14 protein-coding genes are annotated in these 20510 nt (G+C 70.0%); 8 read left to right on the forward strand and 6 right to left on the reverse strand.

Annotation, left to right across the window (positions count from 1 at the left end; all coding sequences use genetic code 11):
* Positions 1–8: 8 nt before the first annotated feature.
* The 3 genes from MQC88_RS03280 to MQC88_RS03290 all read left to right on the forward strand — a co-directional run bounded on the left by MQC88_RS03280 (position 9) and on the right by MQC88_RS03290 (position 2722).
* Positions 9–773 carry a 3-hydroxybutyrate dehydrogenase gene (locus MQC88_RS03280; RefSeq protein ID WP_243319196.1) on the forward strand — a complete coding sequence of 255 codons (765 nt, stop codon included), beginning with the start codon at positions 9–11 and terminating at the stop codon, positions 771–773.
* 145 nt (positions 774–918) lie between these two features.
* On the forward strand, positions 919–1578 hold the full coding sequence (locus MQC88_RS03285) for a response regulator transcription factor (protein WP_243319197.1): 660 nt from the start codon (positions 919–921) through the stop codon (positions 1576–1578).
* A 55-nt stretch (positions 1579–1633) separates the two neighbouring features.
* On the forward strand, positions 1634–2722 hold the full coding sequence (locus MQC88_RS03290; RefSeq protein ID WP_243319198.1) for a histone deacetylase family protein: 1089 nt from the start codon (positions 1634–1636) through the stop codon (positions 2720–2722).
* Here the strand turns inward: MQC88_RS03290 and MQC88_RS03295 are convergent.
* Together MQC88_RS03295 and MQC88_RS03300 are read right to left on the reverse strand one after the other, a co-directional pair.
* Positions 2649–5984, reverse strand: coding sequence for a hybrid sensor histidine kinase/response regulator (locus MQC88_RS03295; RefSeq protein WP_243319199.1), 3336 nt, complete (start codon positions 5982–5984; stop codon positions 2649–2651). The two genes, MQC88_RS03290 and MQC88_RS03295, sit on opposite strands and share 74 nt — an antisense overlap.
* A 129-nt stretch (positions 5985–6113) precedes the next feature.
* Entirely contained in the window at positions 6114–8357 is a 2244-nt protein-coding gene (locus tag MQC88_RS03300; RefSeq protein WP_243319200.1) for a TonB-dependent receptor, read from the reverse strand.
* A gap of 173 nt (positions 8358–8530) precedes the next feature.
* On the opposite strand from MQC88_RS03300, the gene MQC88_RS03305 reads away from it, so the two are divergent.
* The 5 genes from MQC88_RS03305 to MQC88_RS03325 all read left to right on the forward strand — a co-directional run bounded on the left by MQC88_RS03305 (position 8531) and on the right by MQC88_RS03325 (position 15598).
* Positions 8531–9934 (forward strand): GntP family permease, encoded by a 1404-nt coding sequence (locus MQC88_RS03305; RefSeq protein WP_243319201.1) that lies wholly within the window; start codon positions 8531–8533, stop codon positions 9932–9934.
* A gap of 43 nt (positions 9935–9977) precedes the next feature.
* The gene (locus MQC88_RS03310) at positions 9978–11267 is read left to right on the forward strand and encodes a hypothetical protein (protein ID WP_243319202.1); all 1290 of its coding nucleotides are present in this window, start codon (positions 9978–9980) and stop codon (positions 11265–11267) included.
* Positions 11258–12352 carry a DNA polymerase IV gene (dinB, locus tag MQC88_RS03315; protein ID WP_256451746.1) on the forward strand — a complete coding sequence of 365 codons (1095 nt, stop codon included), beginning with the start codon at positions 11258–11260 and terminating at the stop codon, positions 12350–12352. The genes MQC88_RS03310 and dinB overlap by 10 nt, the downstream gene beginning before the upstream one ends.
* Positions 12353–12430: 78 nt before the next feature.
* Positions 12431–14056: an L-glutamate gamma-semialdehyde dehydrogenase gene (pruA, locus tag MQC88_RS03320; protein WP_243319203.1), complete on the forward strand. Its 1626-nt coding sequence runs from the start codon at positions 12431–12433 to the stop codon at positions 14054–14056.
* A 102-nt stretch (positions 14057–14158) separates the two neighbouring features.
* The gene (locus MQC88_RS03325) at positions 14159–15598 is read left to right on the forward strand and encodes an RNB domain-containing ribonuclease (RefSeq protein ID WP_243319204.1); all 1440 of its coding nucleotides are present in this window, start codon (positions 14159–14161) and stop codon (positions 15596–15598) included.
* 656 nt (positions 15599–16254) lie between these two features.
* Here the strand turns inward: MQC88_RS03325 and pnp are convergent.
* The 4 genes from pnp to rbfA all read right to left on the reverse strand — a co-directional run bounded on the left by pnp (position 16255) and on the right by rbfA (position 20500).
* Positions 16255–18363, reverse strand: a complete 2109-nt coding sequence (gene pnp / locus MQC88_RS03330) for a polyribonucleotide nucleotidyltransferase (protein ID WP_243319205.1) — start codon at positions 18361–18363, stop codon at positions 16255–16257.
* A 131-nt stretch (positions 18364–18494) separates the two neighbouring features.
* Complete coding sequence (rpsO, locus tag MQC88_RS03335; protein ID WP_243319206.1) at positions 18495–18755, reverse strand: 30S ribosomal protein S15; 261 nt, start codon at positions 18753–18755, stop codon at positions 18495–18497.
* A 241-nt stretch (positions 18756–18996) separates the two neighbouring features.
* On the reverse strand, positions 18997–19980 hold the full coding sequence (gene truB / locus MQC88_RS03340; protein ID WP_243319207.1) for a tRNA pseudouridine(55) synthase TruB: 984 nt from the start codon (positions 19978–19980) through the stop codon (positions 18997–18999).
* Positions 19981–20107: 127 nt separating this feature from the next.
* A complete protein-coding gene (rbfA, locus tag MQC88_RS03345) occupies positions 20108–20500 on the reverse strand; it encodes a 30S ribosome-binding factor RbfA (protein WP_243319208.1) in 393 nt (130 codons plus the stop codon).
* Positions 20501–20510 lie beyond the last annotated feature (10 nt).

A 20510-nucleotide genomic window follows, 5' to 3' on the forward strand; every position in this document is an offset into this window, starting at 1 on the left:
AGGCGCCCATGGCCACCCGCTGCATCCTGATCACCGGCGCCGGCAGCGGCATCGGCGCCGGCATCGCCACCGAACTGGCCGCGGCCGGCCACCACCTGGTGGTCACCGACGTGAACCATGAATCCGCCAACGCAGTCGCCGCCGGAATCCGCGACGCCGGCGGCTCGGCCGAAGCGCTGGTGCTCGACGTCACCTCCGACGACAGCGTCGCCGCCGCCCTGGCGGCGGTCTCGCGCCCGGTCGACGTGCTGGTCAACAACGCCGGGCTACAGCATGTCGCGCCGCTGGAGGAGTTTCCGATCGCCAAGTGGGATTTCCTGGTACAGGTGATGCTGGTCGGCGTCGCCCGGTTGACGCGCGCGCTGCTGCCGGGCATGCGCGCGCGCGGCTTCGGCCGCATCGTCAACGTCGGCTCGATCCATTCGCTGGTCGCCAGCCCCTACAAGAGCGCCTACGTCGCCGCCAAGCACGGCCTAGTCGGATTCTCCAAGGTAGTCGCGCTGGAAACCGCCGACACCGACATCACCATCAACACCCTCTGCCCGACCTATGTCAAAACACCGCTGGTCGACAGGCAGATCGCCGACCAGGCCCGCACCCGCGGCATCCCCGAATCGCAGGTGGTCAGCGACGTGATGCTCAAGCCCATGCCCAAGGGCGTGTTCATCGAATACGACGAACTGGCCGGCACCACCGCCTTCCTGATGTCGCACGCCGCGCGCAACATCACCGGCCACACCCTCGAGATCGACGGCGGCTGGACTGTGCAGTAATGACTCGATGCGGCTTCGGGTGGGGCCTTCCGGTACGCGGTGCCCGCCCAAGTCGCTCCCCGATACACGCTTGGTTGGTCGGGCACCGCGTACCGGAAGGCATCACAATTCCGGAGAACAGTATTTCCCGTCATTCACCGAACCCATGCCCAGCCTGCTGATCGCCGACGACCACCCGCTGTTCCGCGCCGCCTTGCGCGGCGCCGCCGCCGATGCCGTCGCCGACCTGCAGGTGCAGGAAGCCGACTCGCTCGACAGTGTGCTCGCCGCGCTCGACGCCGAACCCGGCATCGACCTGGTGCTGCTGGACCTGCACATGCCGGGCAACCACGGGCTGGCCGGACTGGCCGCGATCCGCGCGCAGCATCCGGGCGTTGCGGTAGTGGTGGTGTCGGCGAACGACGATCCGCGCGTGATCCGGCGAGCGCTGGATCATGGTGCCGCCGGCTACCTGCCCAAGAGCACCGGGCTGGAAGACCTACGCGAGGCGATCCGCGCCGTGTTGGGATTGCAGCAATGGCTGCCGCCGTCGCTGCGAAATGCCGTGGGTGGCGCAAAGTCGCTGCCCGGAGATGCCGAGCTCGCGGCGCGCCTGGCCAGCCTGTCGCCGCAGCAGTTCCGGGTACTGGCGCTGGTGGCCGAAGGGTTGCTCAACAAGCAGATTGCCGACCGGCTCGGCGTGCAGGAGCGGACGGTCAAGGCGCACCTGACGGCGATCTTCGAGCGGCTGGGGGTGCGGAACCGCACCCAGGCCAGCGTGGTGTTGCGGGAGCTGGAACTGAGCGATCCCTCGCGTCAGGCGTAGTCGCATGCGTGCCACGGCTGGCTAGAATCGGCCGCAATCCATTTCCGGAGTCGCCATGAAAGTCGTCCATTCGCCGCTGCACCGGCGCCACGACGGCGGCATGGAACTGCATCGCAGCAAGCTCGTGCCCTGCTTCGAGTCGCGGGCGCGGGCCGAGGACATCCGCGAGGCACTGGCTGACGCCGGGCACGCGCTGGTCGCACCGCGCGCGTTCGCCATCGACAGCTTGCTGGGCGTGCACGATGCCGATTTCGTGGAGTTCCTGCGGACGGCCTGGGCGCGCTGGCAGGAAGACGGCCGCGACGGCTTCATGCTGCCCAGCGGCTTTCCCGCGCGCGGCATGCGCCGCGACCGCGTACCGGCAGGCATCCACGGCGCGATGGGGCATTACGCGTTCGACGCCGGCACCCCAATCGTCGCCGGCACTTGGGACGCGGCCATGGCCGCGGCACAGTGCGCGATGACCGCCGCGGCGCTGGTGGCCGAGGGCGAAGGCGCGGCCTATGCCCTGTGCCGCCCGCCAGGGCACCACGCGGGGCGCGGCACCTACGGCGGCTACTGCTTCCTCAACAATGCCGCGCTCGCCGCGCAACTGTTGCGTGAACGCGGATCGCGCAAGGTCGGGCTGCTGGACGTGGATTACCACCACGGCAACGGCACCCAGGATATCTTCTGGACCCGCGACGACGTCCTGTTCGTCTCCATCCATGGCACCCCGGACACCGAGTATCCGTACTTCCTCGGTTATGCCGACGAGCGTGGCGCCGGCGCCGGCGAAGGCTTCACCCTCAACCTGCCCCTGCCGCGCGACACCGGCTGGGACGATTACGCACAGGCGCTGGATACCGCCCTGCAGGCGATCCACGCCTACGGTGCCGACGCCCTGGTGGTGTCGCTCGGCGTGGACACCTTCGAAGGCGACCCGATCAGTGCGTTCCGCCTCGGCGCCGAACGCTTCCCGCAACTTGGCGCGCGCTTGGCAGCGCTGAATTTGCCCACCGTGCTGGTACAGGAAGGCGGCTATGCGGTGAAGGAGCTCGGCAGCAACGTGGCCGGCGTGCTGCAGGCGTTCAGCGCACCGACCTGGCGGCCAGCAGCCGGTCCAGCACGGACTTCAGCGCCAGCGGCTTCAACGGCTTCATGAGCAGGGGCAGCCCGGCTTCGTGCACTGCGGCCCGCACCTCGATGCCTGCGTCCGCGCTGAGGATCACCGCGGGCCGCGCACCGAACTCGCCTGCCAGTCGGGAATGCAGGCGCACGCCGGTATCGCCGTCGTCGAGGTGATAGTCGAACAGCCATAGATCGACCGGCGCGTCTTGCAGGTGTCGCCGCGCACCTTCGCCGCCGCTGGCGTCGACCACGACGCATCCCATGCCCTCCAGCAACTGCCCCAGGCCGGCCCGCGCGGGCGCCTCGTTGTCCACCACCAGCACCCGCGTTCCCGCCAGGCCCTGCCGCGTCCCCGCGACCGGTTGCGGCGCGGGATCGGCGCAGCGCGCGGCGCGCGGCAACGTCAGCGCAAAGACCGTGCCGGTTCCGGGGCGGCTGTCCAGCCCGATGCGCGCATCCAGCAACCGCGCCATGCGATCGGCGATCGCCAGCCCCAGGCCCAGTCCCTGCCCTGCCGCGCCTTCGCCGCGGCGGAACTCTTCGAACAGCGATGCCTGCACCTGCGGGTCGATGCCGGGGCCGGTGTCGTGCACCTCGATGCGCACCGCGTCGCCCGCGCGGCGCACGCCCAGCAGCACGCGGCCACTGGCGGTGTAGCGCACCGCATTGGCGAGGAAGTTCTGCAGCACGCGCCGCAGCAGCTGCGGGTCGCTGTGCACCCACGCGCGCGTGGGCACGTAGTCGAACTTCAAACCTGCTTCGGCCGCCAGCACGCGGAACTCCGACGCCAGCGGCTCCAGCACGTCGGCCAGCGCGAAGTCGCGCGGTTGCGGGTCGAGCCCGCCCGCTTCCAGCCGCGACAGGTCCAGCAGGTCGGTCAGCAGGCCGGTCGTGGAATCCAGCGCGCCGCGCACCTGGCGCACGGACTCGCGCGCGCTCTCGGGCACCTGCCCGGCGAGCGCGTCGGTGAACAGGTGCGCGGCGTGCAGCGGCTGCAGCAGGTCGTGGCCGATCGCGGCCAGGAAGCGGCCCTTGGCGTCGTTGGCGCGCTCGGCTTCGCGGCGCGCGGCTTCGGCGGCAGCGGTGCGTTCCTCGACGCGCTGCTCGAGCGTCTGCTTGGCCTGCAGCAACTCGGCCTCGGTGCTGCGGAACGCGGTGACGTCGGTGAAGGTGGCGACGAAGCCGCCGCCGGGCATCGGGTTGCCGCGGATTTCGACGATGCTGCCGTCCGGGAACACGCGCTCGGTGAGGTGCGCGGTGCCGGCGCGCATGTGCGACAAACGCCGTTGCAGGGCGTGTTCGATGTCGCCCTGCGGCGGCATGCGCTGCAGGGCGTGCCGGGCCAGGTCGGCGATCGGCATACCGACCTTGAGCATCGCCTCGGGGTAGCCGAACAGTTCGGCGTAGCGGCGGTTCCAGGCCACCAGCCGCAATTGCGCATCGACCACGCTGATGCCCTGGCTCATGTTCTCCAGCGCGGCTTCGAGCACGCGCTGGTTGAAGCGCAGGTCGCGCGAGGCCTCGCCGACGATCGCCGCGACCGTGTCCAGATGCCCGGTCTCGCGGCGCGCCGCATCCAGCAGCACGCGCGCGGAGGCCGAGCCGAGCACCGCGGCCAGTTCGCGCTCCACCTGCGCCTCGGTTCGCGCCGGCACCGCGCCGCTGGCGGGGGCATCGAGCAGCAGCTGGTCGACGCGGTCGCGCGCGAGGAAGCGCAGGCCGGCATCGCGCAGGGTCTGCGCATCCAGGCCGCGGCGTGCGCGGCGCGGGGCCTCGCGCCGCCACAACGCGACCAGCACTGTCGTCGCGGTGCCGACGAACAGGCTGGCGCCGACCGCGCGCCCGAGCCGGCTCCAGCCGGTGAGCCCGAACAGGCCGTCCGATGACAGCCACGCCCAGCCCAACGGCCCCTGCCGCAGCCACTCCGGGGCGATGCCGCGCAGGTCCAGCGCCATCGGCAGCAGCAGCACCCAGCTCCACACCGCGAACCCGGCCAGCACGCCCGCGACCGCCGCGCGCGGCGGCGTCTGCGGCCGCCACACCGCGAACGCCAGCGCCGGCACCAGCGTCGCCAGTGCCGAGAACGACACCGCGCCGACGTCGGCCAGCGCCTCGCTGCCGGCCACCACGCGGCTGTACACCCAAGCCAGCAGCATGATCGCGACGATGCCGACGCGCCGCAGCGTGAGCACGCTGCCGCGCAGGTCGCTGCCGTCGTTGCGCGCCCACGCGCCGCGCAGCAGGCCCGGCGCGAACCAGTGGTTGCCGATCATCAGGCTCAGCGTCAGCGTGCTGACGACCACCATGCCGGTGGCCGCGCTCAGCCCGCCGAGGAATGCGAACAGCGCCAGCCCGTGCTGCCCCTGCGACAGCGGCAGCGCCAGCACGTACAGGTCCGAGGGCACGCGGCCGCCCAGCAGCGCTTCGCCCGCGCGCGCCAGCGGCAGCACCGGCAGCGCGATCAGCAGCAGGTACAGCGGAAACAGCCAGCGCGCGGTGCGCACGTGCCGTTCGTCGCGGCATTCCACCACGGCGATGTGGAACTGGTGCGGCAGGATGAACATCGCGAACGCGCCCAGCAGCATCAGCGGCGCGAAGCCACCGCCGGCGGACGGCGGCGTCGGCGGCGTTGCGGCCACTTCCGGCAAGGCGTCCAGCCCGAACCAGACGAAGGCGGCCAGCGCCAGCATCGCCGCCAGCTTGAACAGGGATTCCACCGCCATCGCCAGCACCAGCCCGCGGTTGTGCTCGGCGGCGCTGGCGCGGCGGGTGCCGAACAGCATCGCGAACGCGGCCATCGCCAGCGCCACGTAGAGGGCGCTGTCCTGCCACGCCGGCGGCGTCTCGCTGCCGGCGCGGGTGGTGAGCATCGCGAAGCTCATCGCCATCGCCTTGAGCTGCAGCGCGATGTACGGGATCAGGCCGAGCGCGGCGACCAGGGTGACGGTGGCGGCCAGCCACGCGTCCTTGCCCAGGCGGGTGGCGATCAGGTCGGCGATCGAGGTGGCGTTGGTCTCGCGCGCCAGCTGCACCAGCCGCACCATGAAGGCCGCCGCCAGCGCGTACAGCACGATCGCGCCGAGGAAGGTCGGCGGCAGCGGCCAGCCGTGGCGCGCGGCCTGCGTCACCGTGCCGTAGAAGGTCCACGAGGTGCAGTGCACCGCCAGCGACAGCGCATAGACGTGGCGCCAGTGCGCGGCCAGCGCCTGCGGCCGGCGCTCGCCGTAGAGGCCGGCGGCAAACAGCAGCCCGAGCCACAGCGTTGCCGCGGCCACGACCACGGCAACGCTCAGCATCGTGCCGCCTTCAGGCCTGCGGTCGGCAGGTAAGTCGCGTGGCGTCGGTCAGGGATGCGCATTCGCGGCGAGCATAACGCGACGGCGGGCCGAAGCCCGCCGTCGTCCGGTCCGCCGATGCACGGCGGCTCAGAAGTCGTAGCGGACGCTCAGCGAGTACTGGCGCGGCGGGCCGTAAAATCCCGTCAGCACGCCGAGGGCTGCGTTGAGGTTGTAGCCGGTGGTGCGGTATTCCTTGTCCGTCAGGTTGGTGCCCTGCAGGCGCACCGTCCAGGGACCGCCGGTGTGCCAGGTCACGCCTGCGTTGAGCAGGCCGTAGCCGTCCTGGGTGATCGGCTGGGCCCCGGTGCGCACGATCTCGGTGGTCGCCACCACGTCCGACTGGTAGCTGTAGCCCAGCCAGGCCGCCACGTCGCCGCCACTCGCCAGCTCGGTGCGGTAGGTGAGGTTCAGCGCGCCGGAGAAATCCGGGGCGTTGGTGAACTCCTGCTCGTCGGCGATGTTGACGCCCGCGTAAATGAACTCGTCGTACTTCGCGTTGAGCCAGGCCAGGTTGCCCGACACCATCCAGTTCGCCGTCGGCAGCCACTGGTACTCGACTTCCAGCCCGTCCACGGTGCCGGACCCGGCATTGGTGAAATCGCCGAAGAACGCGTCGTCGCTGCCGTCGCCGTTGCTGTCGTAGGCGGTGAACACCGACAGCTGGATGTCCTTGTACTTGTTGTGGAAGGCCGACAGGTTGAGGAACAGCGACTGGTCGAGCAAGCCCATCTTGGTGCCGATCTCGTAGCTGTCCACGGACTCGTCGCTGAACGGCTCGGCCGAACGCGGCACCGCGGTCGCCTGGGCGCGGATGTTGTAGCCGCCCGACTTGAAGCCGCGCGACGCCGAGGCGTACACCATCACGTCCGGGGTCAGCTGGTAATCGAGCGCAACCTTGGGCGAGACGTTCTTGAAGTTGATGGTCTTGTCGAAGTTGGCGGCGACGGTCGTCGGCACGGTATAGGTCGCGTCGGTGTAGCCGCGGTTGAGCACCACCGCGTGCTTGTCCTCGTCGGTGTAGCGCGCGCCGAGGTCGAGCGACAGCTTGTCGGTGAGGTCGAAGGTCCAGTCCGCGTACGCCGCGATGCTCTTGGTGTACACCGTGCCCTGGGTGTCGCCGAAGAGGAAGTTGAAGAAGTTGTTGAGCACCTGGCCACCAGCCTCGCCGTCGAAGGCGTAGATGCCCATGACGCCGCGCGAGCGGCCGCCGGCGTCATAGTTCGCCTGCACTTCGTGGCTGGTCTGCTCGTCCGAGTAGAACGCCTTCACGTCGGCGATCTTGTCCTGGAGCGTGTCGAAGTCGATGTTGGTCTCCGTATCGGACTGGCGCGTGGCGAACACGTACTTCAGCGCCCAGTCGGCGTTGGCGCGCCAGTTCACGGTGGCCGAGGCGCCGGACATGGAGGTGTCGTTGACGTTGGGCATGCCGTTGCGCACGTCGTAGCGGCTGTCGAGCGGCAGCGCCGTCGGCACGAACTTGTTCGGGCCCAGCATCTTCGCGCCGCGCACGCCGGACTGGTCGTCCATCCAGTCGAATGCGATCTGCACGTCCACGTTGTCGCTGAGGTAGGCGCCGATCTGGCCGCGCGCGGTCAGGATTTCCTTGTCGCTGACCGGCTGGCCGGTGACCACGTTCTCGCCGAAGCCGTCGCGGCTCAGGCTGGCCACCGCAAGCCGGCCACGCAGCGCGCCGCTACCCAGTGGGCCACCGATCGCGGCCCTGACGTCGGCCTGGTTGTAATTGCCGACGGTGGCTTCCGCGAAGGCCTCGAATTCGGTCGGCAGGCCGTGGGTGATGTACTTGATGGCGCCGCCGATGGTGTTCTTGCCGTAAAGCGTGCCCTGCGGGCCGCGCAGGACCTCGATGCGGTCCACGTCCAGCACGTCGAGCAGCGCGCCCTGCGGGCGGGCGATGTAGACGTCGTCGATGTAGATGCCCACGCCCGGGTCCACGCCCCACAGCGGGTCGGACTGGCCGACGCCGCGGATGTAGGCGGTGACGGTGCTGCTGGAACCGCGCGCAGCGTAGATGGTGAGGTTGGGCACCTGCGCATCGAGGCCGCCAAGGTCCTCGACCCCGAACTGCTCCAGCGCGTCCGCGGTGAACGCAGTCACGGCGACCGGGACGTCCTGGATGGTTTCCTCGCGCTTGCGGGCGGTCACCTTGACCGTCTCCAGCGTCGAGACCTTTTCCTTCGCCTTGGCGTCTGGATCCTGCTGCTGCGACGGCGCGTCATCCCCGGCCACCGTGGTCGCCGCGTCCTGCGCCCATGCAGCGGCCGGCAACATCAGGATGCAACCGATCGCCAGGCTCAAATGCTTGCGCTTCATTTCTCACTCCCCTTGGATGCGACAGGTACGGCATGCGCCGCAGATTGGCGGCAAGCCTAGGGGCCAAGGCTCGGCGGCGGCATCGTACCTTCGGACAATGGGCCGCCACGGCCGGCTTGCCGACACTCCGGCATCGGGAACGAAGCCCGCGGCGCGGGCGAGGGATCTGGGGAATGGCGTTCGTGATCGTGCTGGCCGCGCTGTGCTTCCTGATGTATGTCGCCTATCGCGGCCACAGCGTGATCCTGTTCGCGCCGGTGGCGGCGCTGGGCGCGGTGCTGCTGACGGACCCGGCGCTGGTCGCACCGATGTTCACCGGCCTGTTCATGGACAAGATGGTCGGCTTCCTGAAGCTGTATTTCCCGGTGTTCCTGCTGGGCGCGGTGTTCGGCAAGGTGATCGAGCTGTCGGGCTTCTCCAAGTCGATCGTGGCCGCGACCATCAAGGTGGTCGGCGCCCAGCGCGCGATCCTGTCGATCGTGCTGGTGTGCGCGCTGCTGACCTACGGCGGGGTGTCGCTGTTCGTGGTGGTGTTCGCGGTGTATCCGTTCGCGGCCGAACTGTTCCGCCAGGCCGGCATCCCCAAGCGCCTGATCCCGGGCACGATCGCGCTGGGCGCGTTCACCTTCACCATGGACGCGCTGCCGGGGACGCCGCAGATCCAGAACATCATCCCGTCCTCGTTCTTCGGCACCAATGCCTGGGCGGCGCCGTGGCTGGGCACGATCGGCGCGGTGTTCATCCTGATCGTCGGCATGGCCTACCTCGACTGGCGCCGGCGCGTGGCCCAGCGCAAGGGCGAGGGCTATGGCGACGAAGCGGCGCTGCGCAACGAACCGGCCGCGTTCGCCGGCGGCAAGCTCGCCAATCCGCTGGTCGCGATCGCGCCGCTGGTGCTGGTGGGCGTGGCCAACAAGCTGCTGACGCTGTGGATCCCGCAGTGGTACGGCCAGAGCCACAGCTTCGTGCCCGCGGTGATCGGCAACCCGGCGCCGGTGGTGCAGGAAGTGCAGAAGATCGCCGCGATCTGGGCGGTCGAGGGCGCGCTGCTGCTCGGCATCGCCTGCGTGCTGGCGTTCGCCTGGAAGACGGTCGCGGCCGGGTTCGCCGAAGGCAGCAAGGCGGCGATCGGCGGGGCGCTGCTGGCCGGCATGAACACCGCGTCCGAGTACGGCTTCGGCGCGGTGATCGCCGCCCTGCCCGGCTTCCTGGTGGTCGCCAACGCGCTGGCCGCGATCCCGGACCCGCTGGTCAACGAGGCGATCACGGTGACCGCGCTGGCCGGCATCACCGGTTCGGCCTCCGGCGGCATGGGCATCGCGCTGGCGGCGATGTCGGAGACCTTCATCGCCAACGCGCAGGCCGCCGGGATCCCGCTGGAAGTCTTCCACCGGATCGCGGCCATGGCATCCGGCGGCATGGACACGCTGCCGCACAACGGCGCGGTGATCACGCTGCTGGCGGTCACCGGCCTGACCCACCGCCAGGCCTACAAGGACGTGTTCGCCATCACCCTGATCAAGACCCTGGCGGTGTTCGTGGTAATCGGCGTGTTCTACGGCACCGGGGTCGTGTAGCCCCGATCCCGGTGCGCTACGCTTCCCGCATGGGGAAGCACGCATGACCGACCAGGCGCACGGTTCCAGGACCCGGGATGAGGGCGCATTCGCGCTGCCCCGGCATACGACGCCGACCTGGGAGGTCGAGCTGCTGATCTCGGGCGTGGCGGTGTTCGCGATGCTGCAGTTGCCCGGCATGTTCGACGATGCCCTGTTTGCGCTGCGACCGCGCTTCGATGCCGCCTGGCACGAGCCGCTGCGGATGATGCACGTGTACCTCAAGAGCGCCGCGGTGATCCTGGCGGCGACCTTCGCCATCCACCTGCTGATGCGCGCGCACTGGATCGCGCTGGTCGGGATGCATTCCATCTACCCCGACGGCGTGCGTTGGGACCAGTTGCGCATCGGCCCGGTGCAGCGCGAACACGAACGCGCGCGCAGCGGCGACGCGGCGCTGGTCATCGACCGTGCGGACAATCGCGCCACCACGGTCTTCGCCACCGGCGTGGTGATGGCGACCCTGCTGCTGTCGGTCAGCCTGCTGGCGGTGCTGGTGTTCGGGTTTTGCCTGGCCCTGCTTGCGCTGGCGGGCCTGGACGCGGACGTGTCGACGGTGTTCCTGGCCTCCGTGCTGCTGGCGGTGGTGCCGTTCGCGCTCGCCTCCGCCATCGATCGCCGCCTCGCGGCCAGGCTCGCGCCCGGCGGGCTGCCGCGCCGGGCACTGGCGGCGATGTTCCGGTTCTACGGGATCTTCGGTTTCGGCCGCGGCAGCAATGCCATGGCCCTGCTCTCGAGCCACCAGGGTGAACGCCGGACCGTGCTGGTCGTGTTCGCGGTCTTCCTGCCGGTGATGCTGGGGGTGATGTTCGGCGCCCGCGCCATGCAGTCGCCCGAACGCCTGGGCGGTTACGGCATGTTCCCGGTCCCCGATCCGGCAGGCGGCCGCCTGCTCGACGACGCGCACTACGACCTGCGCAGGGATCCCGCGCGCGACCCTGCCGTGCCCTTCATCCCGGACATGGTGGTGGCCGGCCCCTACCTTCGCCTGCTGGTGCCGTTCACGCCCGGCAGCGACGACCGCGCGATGCGCGCCCGCTGCGGGGGAGCCGCCACGGCCGACCCGTTGTCCGCGCTGCAATGCCTGCAGGCGGTGCACGCGGTCAGCCTGGACGGCAAGCCGCTGGCGGGCCTGCGCTACGACGCCGGCACCGACCCGCGCACCGGCCGCCCGGTGCTGGTGGCGATGATCGACGTGCGCGTGCTCGCGCCGGGCCGCCACCAGTTGCGCGTGGCGCGTGCGGAACCCGACGGCGACGGCGACCGGGACTGGCACATCCCCTTCTGGCGGTGAGCGCGCGCAAGATCATCCACGTCGACATGGACGCGTTCTATGCGTCGGTCGAACAGCGCGACGACCCGTCGCTGCGCGGCAGGCCGGTGGTCGTGGCCTGGCGCGGCAAGCGTTCGGTGGTGTGCGCGGCCTCGTACGAAGCGCGAAAGTTCGGCGTGCGTTCGGCGATGCCGGCGCTGCGCGCCGAGCGGCTGTGCCCGCAGGCGGTGTTCGTGGCGCCGGACTTCAGCCGCTACAAGGCGGTGTCGCGCCAGGTGCGCGCGATCTTCGCCCGCCATACCGACCTGGTCGAACCGTTGTCGCTGGACGAGGCCTACCTCGACGTGACCGCCAACACCAGCGCCCTGCCCTCGGCGACCGCAACCGCAGAGGCGATCCGCGCCGCGATCCGGGAAGAAACGCAGCTGACCGCTTCGGCCGGCGTGGCGCCGAACAAGTTCGTGGCCAAGATCGCCTCGGATTTCCGCAAACCCGATGGCCTGTTCGTGGTCCGCCCGCGCCAGGTCGAGGCTTTCCTCGCGCCGCTGCCGGTCGGGCGCCTGCCGGGCGTGGGCAGGGTGATGGAACGCAGGCTGGGCGAGCTGGGCGTGGCCACGGTCGCCGACCTGCGCCTGCTCCAACCCGAGGCACTGGAGCAACGCTTCGGCCGCTGGGGGCGGCGCCTGCACGAGTTGTCGTTCGGGATCGACGAACGCCCGGTCGTGTCCGAGCGCCCGACCCTGCAGGTGTCGGCCGAAGACACCTTCGAGCATGACCTGCGCCTGGGCGAGATCGAAGCCGACATCCGCCGGCTCGCGGAAAAGGCCTGGGCCGGCTACCAGCGCGAACTGGCGCAGGCGCCGGAGCGGATCGCGCGCACGGTCGTGCTCAAGCTCAAGACCGCCGACTTCCAGGTACTCACGCGCAGCCTGACGCCACCGCAGCCTCCGGCCACGCTGCCGGAACTTGCCGACATCGCCTGCGCGCTGCGCGAGCGCGTCGGCCTGCCGTCGCGCACGCGCTACCGGCTGGTGGGCGTGGGCCTGTCCGGCTTCGTCGATGCCGAGCAGCTGGTCGCGCAGCCGGAACTGTTCGCCGACGCCTGAGCGTCGCGCGGGCGCATGCCGGTTGCCGCCCCGTCCACGGGCCCGGCCTACAATCGGGTTTTTCCCACGGAGGCCGCCATGTCCCTCGCCATCTCCAAGGTGCCCGTTCCGGTCAACGAACCGGTCCGCGGCTACGCGCCCGGCACGCCCGAACGCGCCAGCCTACAGGCCGCGCTGGCGCGGATGTCCGGCGAGCGCACCGAGATGCCGCTGGTGATCGACGGCAAGGACGTGCGTACCGGCCGCCTCGGCCAGGCGGTGATGCCGCACCGCCACGCGCACGTGCTCGGCGACTTCCACCAGGGCGGCGCGGCCGAGGCGCGGGCGGCGATCGATGCCGCGTTGCGCGCGCAGCGCGACTGGGCGGCGTTGCCGTGGGAGTCGCGCGCGGCGGTGTTCCTCAAGGCCGCCGACCTGCTGGCCGGCCCCTACCGCGACGTGCTCAACGCAGCGACCATGCTCGGCCAGAGCAAGACCTGCCACCAGGCCGAGATCGACAGCGCCTGCGAGCTGATCGACTTCTTCCGTTTCAACGTCGCCTTCTACGAGCAGGTGCTGCGCGAGCAGCCGCAGAGCAGCGCCGGAATGTGGAACCGGATGGAACACCGGCCGCTGGAAGGCTTCGTGTTCGCGGTGTCGCCGTTCAACTTCACTTCGATCGCCGGCAACCTGCCGACCGCGCCGGCGCTGTGCGGCAACACCGTGGTCTGGAAGCCGGCCAGCACCGCGGTCTACAGCGCGCATTTCCTGATGCGGCTGTTGCGCGAGGCCGGCCTGCCGGACGGCGTGATCAACCTGGTCAGCGGCAGCGGCGCGGACATCGGCGACCCGGTGCTGGCGGACCCGCACCTGGCCGGGATCCATTTCACCGGCTCGACGAAAGTGTTCCACCAGATGTGGCGCACGGTCGGCAACAACATCGACCGGTACAAGGGCTATCCGCGCCTGGTCGGCGAAACCGGCGGCAAGGACTTCATCGTCGCCCATGCCAGCGCCGACCCGGTCGCGCTGGCCACGGCGATCGTACGCGGCGCGTTCGAATACCAGGGCCAGAAGTGCTCGGCCGCCAGTCGCGTGTACATCCCGTCGAACCTGTGGCCGACGGTGCGCGCTGCGCTGGCCGACCAGGTCGCCTCCATCCGCATGGGCGATGTCGCGGACTTCTCCAACTTCATGGGCGCGGTGATCGACGGCGCCAGCTTCCGCACCCAGAAGGCGGCGATCGACGAGGCCAAGGCCGCCAGCGATGCCCAAATCCTGGTGGGCGGCGAGTACGACGACGGCGAAGGCTGGTTCGTGCGGCCCACGGTGATCGTCACCGACAACCCGGCCTACCGCACCCTGTGCGACGAACTGTTCGGCCCGGTGCTGACGGTGCACGTGTACGACGAAGACAAGTGGCTGGAGACCCTCGACCTGGGCGACCGCACCAGCCCGTACGCGCTGACCGGTGCGATCTTCGCCCAGGATCGTTATGCGGTCGAACAGGGCCTGCAGCGCCTGCGCAATGCCGCCGGCAACTTCTACATCAACGACAAGCCCACCGGTGCGGTCGTGGGCCAGCAGCCGTTCGGTGGCGCGCGCGCCTCGGGCACCAACGACAAGGCCGGCTCGGTCCTCAACCTGCTGCGCTGGATCAGCCCGCGCAGCATCAAGGAAACCTTCGTGCCGGCGCGCGACTACCGCTATCCGTTCATGGATTGAGGACCGCGGTTCGCCGCAGGCGCCGACTGGCGCGCGCGGGAGCCGGCCGTTCCGGCGCGCGCGGCATCGCGCCGGCAACCATCAGTGCAAGGGAGATTGCCATTGGCCACGACACGTCGCATCCACGTCCGCGCCCCGTCCGAACCCGCGCTCGAGCCGGGGATCGAGGCGATCAAGCGCGAACTGGAACTGCCGCTGGCATTCCCGCCCGACGTCGAAGCCGCCGCGGCCGCGGCCGCTGCCCATCCGCGGCTGCCGGCCGAGGATCGCAGCGACCTTGCCTTTGTCACCATCGACCCGCCCGGCGCGATGGACCTGGACCAGGCGCTGCACGTGGCGCGCAAGGGCGACGGGTACGTGGTGCATTACGCGATCGCCGACGTCGCCGCCTTCGTCCGCCCCGGCGACCCGGTGGACCTTGAAGCCAACCGCCGCGGCGCGACCCTTTACGGTGCCGACGCCAAGATCCCGCTGCATCCAAAGGTGCTCTCCGAAGGCGCCGCGTCGCTGTTGCCGGGCCAGCTGCGCCCGGCGCTGCTGTGGACGATCGAGCTCGACCGCAGCGGCGAAGGCATCACCGTGGACGTGCATCGCGCGCTGGTCCGGAGCCGCGAACGCTTCGACTACGACGGCGTGCAGCGACGCATCGATGCCGGCGACGCCGACCCGATGTGGGCCGTGCTGCGCGAGATCGGCGAGTTGCGCAAGCAGCGGGAACAACGCCGCGGCGGGGTCAGCCTGCCGCTGCCGGAGCAGGAGATCCGGGTCGAGGGCGACTGCTGGCAGCTGGAGTTCCGCGCCCGCCATCCGGTCGAGGACTGGAACGAGCAGATCTCGCTGCTCACCGGGATGGCCGCCGCGCATCTGATGATGGAGCACCGCGTCGGCCTGCTGCGCACCTTGCCGGAACCCGACCCGCGCGCGCTCGGGCGCCTGCGCCGTACCGCGAAGGCGCTCGGGATCGCGTGGCCCGAACGGATGGGCTATCCGGACTTCATCCGCTCACTGGATCCCGCCGATCCGCGCCACGTGGCGATGATGGTGTCCTGCACCAGCGTGCTGCGCGGCGCCGGCTACGCCGCGTTCGTGGGCGAGATGCCGACGCAGCCGCTGCATTCGGCGCTGGCTTCCACCTATGCCCACGTCACCGCGCCCTTGCGCCGGCTGGTGGACCGCTACACCGGCGAGACCTGCGTTGCCCTGTGCGCGGGCCAACCGGTGCCGGACTGGGTGCTGCAGGCATTGCCGGGATTGCCGGCGACGATGGCCGACGCCGATCGCCGCGCGGGCCGTTTCGAGCGCGCGGTGATCGACCTGGCCGAAAGCCTGGTGCTGGCCACGCGCGTCGGCGAAAGCTTCACCGGCACGATCGTGGAGGTCGAGCGGCGTGACCGCGACGAAGGCGTGGTGATGCTGCATGCGCTGGCGATCGAGGCGCACGTGGTGGCGGAAGGCACGTTGCCGCTGGGCGAAACCGTGACCGTCCGGCTCGTGGCAGCCGACCCGGCCGCGCGCAGGGTCCGCTTCGAACTGGCGGCGTGACCGCACGCCGGACAGAGGGCCGAGATAGGCCTGGGTCGAGAACCGATCAAAGCCGTAGCGTGCGCAACGATCCTTGTATCTCACTCTTCCGATCTGCACCGCCATCGAATGAAGTGGTTCTTCGGCGAGTCGGGTGAAGCCGCTGGCTGGCGGGGACGCCGGCGACGCAAGCCTTGGGTGCGACCGCACTCCGGATCCTGCGTCGGGGTGCCGAAAGAAGCAGTCCGGTGAAGCCGCTGGGCGGCGGGGACGCCGGGCACGCAGGCCTCGGGGTGCGAATGTCCCCCGGCGCCGGCCGTTGGCCGACGCCTCCTCCTTGACTTCGCACCCCGAGGCCTGCGCACCCGGCGTCCCAACTCGCGCGAGGCCTGCAAGGGCCGCGAGAGCAGCGCGCAAGAGCCTGGCTTTCCTTCGGACGGACCGGCCATGCGGGGCCCGGCGCGGCCGCCAGCGCTGCGCGGCGAAATCAAGGAGGAGGCAGCCGCCGCCAGGCGGATGCCGGGGGACATTCGCCGCGCAGCGCTGGCGGTTGCGCCGGGCCGGTCAGCTAGCGGGGAGGTACGCGCCCGGGGAATCCTCGCCCTTCGTTTGCGAGATGAACCAAAAAAGGACGGGCCCGCAGGCCCGTCCTTGGTTCATTGCGATGACGCGACGGCTCAGCCGACGGTCACGCCCTCGCCTTCCTCGACGGCCTTCATCGACAGGCGGATGCGGCCCTGCTTGTCGACCTCGAGCACCTTGACCTTGACGATGTCGCCTTCCTTGAGCACGTCGCTGACCTTCTCGACGCGATCGTTGGAGATCTGCGACACGTGCACCAGGCCGTCCTTGCCGGGGGAGATGGTGACGAACGCACCGAAGTCCATCAGCTTGGCGACCTTGCCCTCGTAGATGCGGCCCGGCTCGACGTCGGAGGTGATCTGCTCGATGCGCGCCTTCGCGGCCTGGCCGGCGATCGCGTTCACCGAAGCGATGGTGATGGTGCCGTCGTCCTGGATATCGATCTGGGTGCCGGTTTCCTTGGTGATGCCCTGGATCACCGAGCCGCCCTTGCCGATCACTTCGCGGATCTTGTCGGGGTGGATCTTGATGGTGATCAGGCGCGGCGCGAAGTCGGACAGCTCCGGGCGCGGCGCGGTCAGCGCGTGTGCCATCTCGCCGAGGATGTGCAGGCGGCCGGCCTTGGCCTGCGCCAGCGCAGTCTTCATGATCTCCTCGGTGATGCCCTGGATCTTGATGTCCATCTGCAGCGCCGAGATGCCCTTGTCGGTGCCGGCGACCTTGAAGTCCATGTCGCCCAGGTGGTCTTCGTCACCAAGGATGTCCGACAGCACCACGTAGTTGTCGCCTTCCTTGACCAGGCCCATGGCGATGCCCGCCACCGGGGCGCTGATCGGCACGCCGGCATCCATCAGCGCCAGCGAGCTGCCGCAGACCGAGGCCATCGACGAGGAACCGTTCGACTCGGTGATCTCCGAGACCACGCGGATGGTGTACGGGAACTGTTCCATGGTCGGCATCACCGCCAGCACGCCGCGCTTGGCGAGGCGGCCGTGGCCGATCTCGCGGCGCTTCGGGCCCATCATGCGGCCGGCTTCGCCGACCGAGTACGGCGGGAAGTTGTAGTGGAACAGGAAGTGTTCCTTGTACTCGCCCGAGACGGCGTCGATGATCTGGCCGTCGCGCGCGGTGCCCAGGGTGACCGCAACGATCGCCTGGGTCTCGCCGCGGGTGAACAGCGCCGAGCCGTGGACGCGCGGCAGCACGCTGACGCGCGAGGCGATCGGGCGCACGGTGTCGAGTTGGCGGCCGTCGATGCGGACCTTGGTGCCGAGCACCGAGCTGCGCATGGTCTGGTACTCGAGCTCGCCAAATTCCCGGGACATGTCGGCGGCCTTCCAGCCGGCTTCCTCGGCGCGGCCCGCGAGCGCCTGCATCACGTCCTTCTTGATCGCGGCGATGGCGTCGCGGCGCTGCAGCTTGTCGCGCACCTGGAAGGCGCCATCGAGCTTGTCGCCCACGGCTTCCTTGAGCGCGGCGACCATGGCGTCGCTCTTCTCCGGCGCGACCCAGGTCACCGGCCTGGTGCCGGCTTCCACGGTCAGCTCGTTGATCGTGTTGATGACCTTCTGCATCTCGCGGTGGCCGAACATCACCGCGCCCAGCATCACGTCTTCGGACAGCTCGTCGGCCTCGGACTCGACCATCAGCACGGCGTTGGCGGTACCGGCCACGACCAGCTCGAGCTGCGAATCCTTGAGCTCGGTGACGGTCGGGTTGAGCAGGTACTGGCCGTCCTTGTAGCCGATCTTGGCGGCGCCGATCGGCCCCTGGAACGGGGTACCCGCCAGCGACAGCGCGGCGGACGCGCCGATCAGCGCGAGCACGTCGCCGTCGATCTCGGGATTCATCGACATCACGGTGGCGATGATCTGGACTTCGTTCTTGTAGTCCTCGGGGAACAGCGGGCGGATCGGGCGGTCGATCAGGCGCGAGATCAGCGTTTCCTTCTCGGTCTGGCGGCCTTCGCGCTTGAAGAAACCACCCGGGATGCGGCCGCCGGCGTAGAACTTCTCCTGGTAGTCGACGGTGAGCGGGAAGAAATCCTGCCCTTCGCGCTGCGACTTCGCCGCGACCGCGGTGACCAGCAGCACGGTGCCGTCGCACTTGACCATGACCGCGCCGCCGGCCTGGCGGGCGATCTCGCCGGTCTCGAGCGTGACTTCATGGTTGCCGTACTGGAAGGTCTTGGTGATTTTTGCCACGTTGGAATTCCTTGGATGCTTGCTTTCGCGGTTGGACCGGAAGGCGCCCATGCGCGGTCCGGGTGGTTGCGCGCTCGCAACCGGTCAAAACGAAACCGCGGCGCATTGCTGCGCCGCGGTCTTGGTATCGCTTACCGACGCAGGCCGAGCTTCTGGATCAGGGCCTTGTAGCGCTCGGCATCCTTGCGGTGCAGGTAGTCGAGCAGGCTGCGGCGGCGGTTGACCATCATCAGCAGGCCGCGCCGGCTGTGGTGGTCCTGCTTGTGCGCCTTGAAGTGCTCGGTGAGCTGGGTGATGCGGGCGGTGAGCAGGGCGACCTGGACTTCCGGGGAGCCGGTGTCGTTGGCGCCGCGCTTGTGTTCTTCGATGACCTTGGAGCTGTCGATGGACATGGTGTTGCCTCGGGTAGATGCGTGGTCGGCAGAAGCGTCGCCCAGCCGTTGCTGGAAGCGTGACGCACCGCCCGGCCCGCCGCGTGCGGTTGGAACAGGAAGGATGCTGCCGATCGGACCCGATCAGCCCCGGAATTGTAGCCCGCTGGGGCCTTTGCGGACAAGGCGTTAGCGCAGCATGACCGGCGTTGCGCAACGCTGCCGCCGGCGAGGCGGCACGCGGCGTGGCGGCCTGCGCCGGCTAGGCGCGGATGGGGGCGACCTGCTGCGCGGCCCACGCGAACAGCCGCTGCGGCCGCAGGCAGCCATCCGCGCCGACCTCGCCCAGGCCCAGCGCGCGCCCGGTTTCATCGACGATGGCGACGCTGCCGGCTGGGCGGAACTCGCCCTCCACGGCCTGCCCCTGCCCCAGCCGCAGCGCCTGCGCCGCGGCCACGCGGACCTCGGGCCAGGCGGCCATGCCGGCCTCGATCGGCAGCAGGCAGGCGTCAAGGCTGCGCTCGCCGCGTTCAGCCAGTGCCTGCAACGCCTCCAGCGTCCACATCCGCGGCTCGCGGAACGGGTCGACCCAGAGCCGCCGCAGCTCGGCGACATGGGCGCCGCAGCCCAGCGCCTCGCCGAGGTCCCGGACCAGGCTGCGCACGTAGGTACCGGAGCCGCATTCCACGTGCAGGCGAAGCAGCGGCGCGCCATCCGCAAGCAGTCCGTCGAGGAGGTCGGCGGCCGAGCGCAGTTCGAAGGCGTGGACCTCGACTTCGCGTTCCTCGACCTGGACGACCTCGCCGCGGCGCGCCTTGGCGTACAGCGGTTCGCCGCCGCGCTTGAGCGCCGAATAGATCGGCGGGCGCTGGCGGATGCAGCCTGTCAGCGCCTGCAGCGCGGCATCGATGCGCGCGATCGTGAGCTCGGGCACCGGGCGCTCGCGCAATGGCTGGCCGTCGGCGTCGTCGGTATCGGTGACCACGCCCAGCCGCGCGACCGTCTCGTAGGCCTTGCGCGCGCCGAGCAGGCCGCCGGCGATCTTGGTCGCCTCGCCGAAGCACACCGGCAGCAGCCCGGTGGCGAGGGGATCCAGGCTACCGGTATGCCCCGCCTTGGCGGCGCGGAACAGGTGGCGCACGCGCTGCAACGCCTGGTTGGAACTCAGGCCGCGCGGCTTGTCGAGCAGCAGGATGCCGTCGAGCTTGCGGAACACCGTGCGCGGCCTTTGGGTCATCAGCGGCATTGTAGGGTGGGTCGAACCCCGCCTTGTCCGAACGTCGCGGGAGCGGCGTCAGCCGCGAGCGCTTGCCGGCCCCTGCCCGTGGCGGGAACCGGCAGGAAAGCCCACGGCTGGAGGCGCCACCACCGGCTCAGTCGGCCTGGTCGGGCGGGTCGGTGTCGGTGTCCGGATGCACGTCCGGCAACTGGCGCAGCAGGTTTTCGATGCGTTCGCCACGATCGACCGACTCGTCGTAGTGGAAGTGCAGTTCCGGCACGTGCCGCATCTTCACCGCGTGCGCGAGCTGGTAGCGCAGCTCCGGCGCCAGCGCCTTGAGCGCCTTCACCGCTTCGACCGAACGCTCGGGCTGCAATGCCGTCACCCAGACCTTGGCATGGGCCATGTCGCGGGTGACCTCGACGTCGGACACGCTGAGCGACGGCAGCCCGTGCTCGCGCACCGCCTCGTGCACCAGCGTGCCCAGCTCGCGCCGGAGCTGGGCGGAGACGCGGTCGGTGCGATGGAAGGACTTCTTCTGCGGCATCTCGTTCTAC

Origin of the sequence: Cognatiluteimonas sedimenti, from assembly GCF_022808325.1 — a bacterium.
GTDB classification, from domain to species: Bacteria; Pseudomonadota; Gammaproteobacteria; order Xanthomonadales; family Xanthomonadaceae; genus Cognatiluteimonas; species Cognatiluteimonas sedimenti.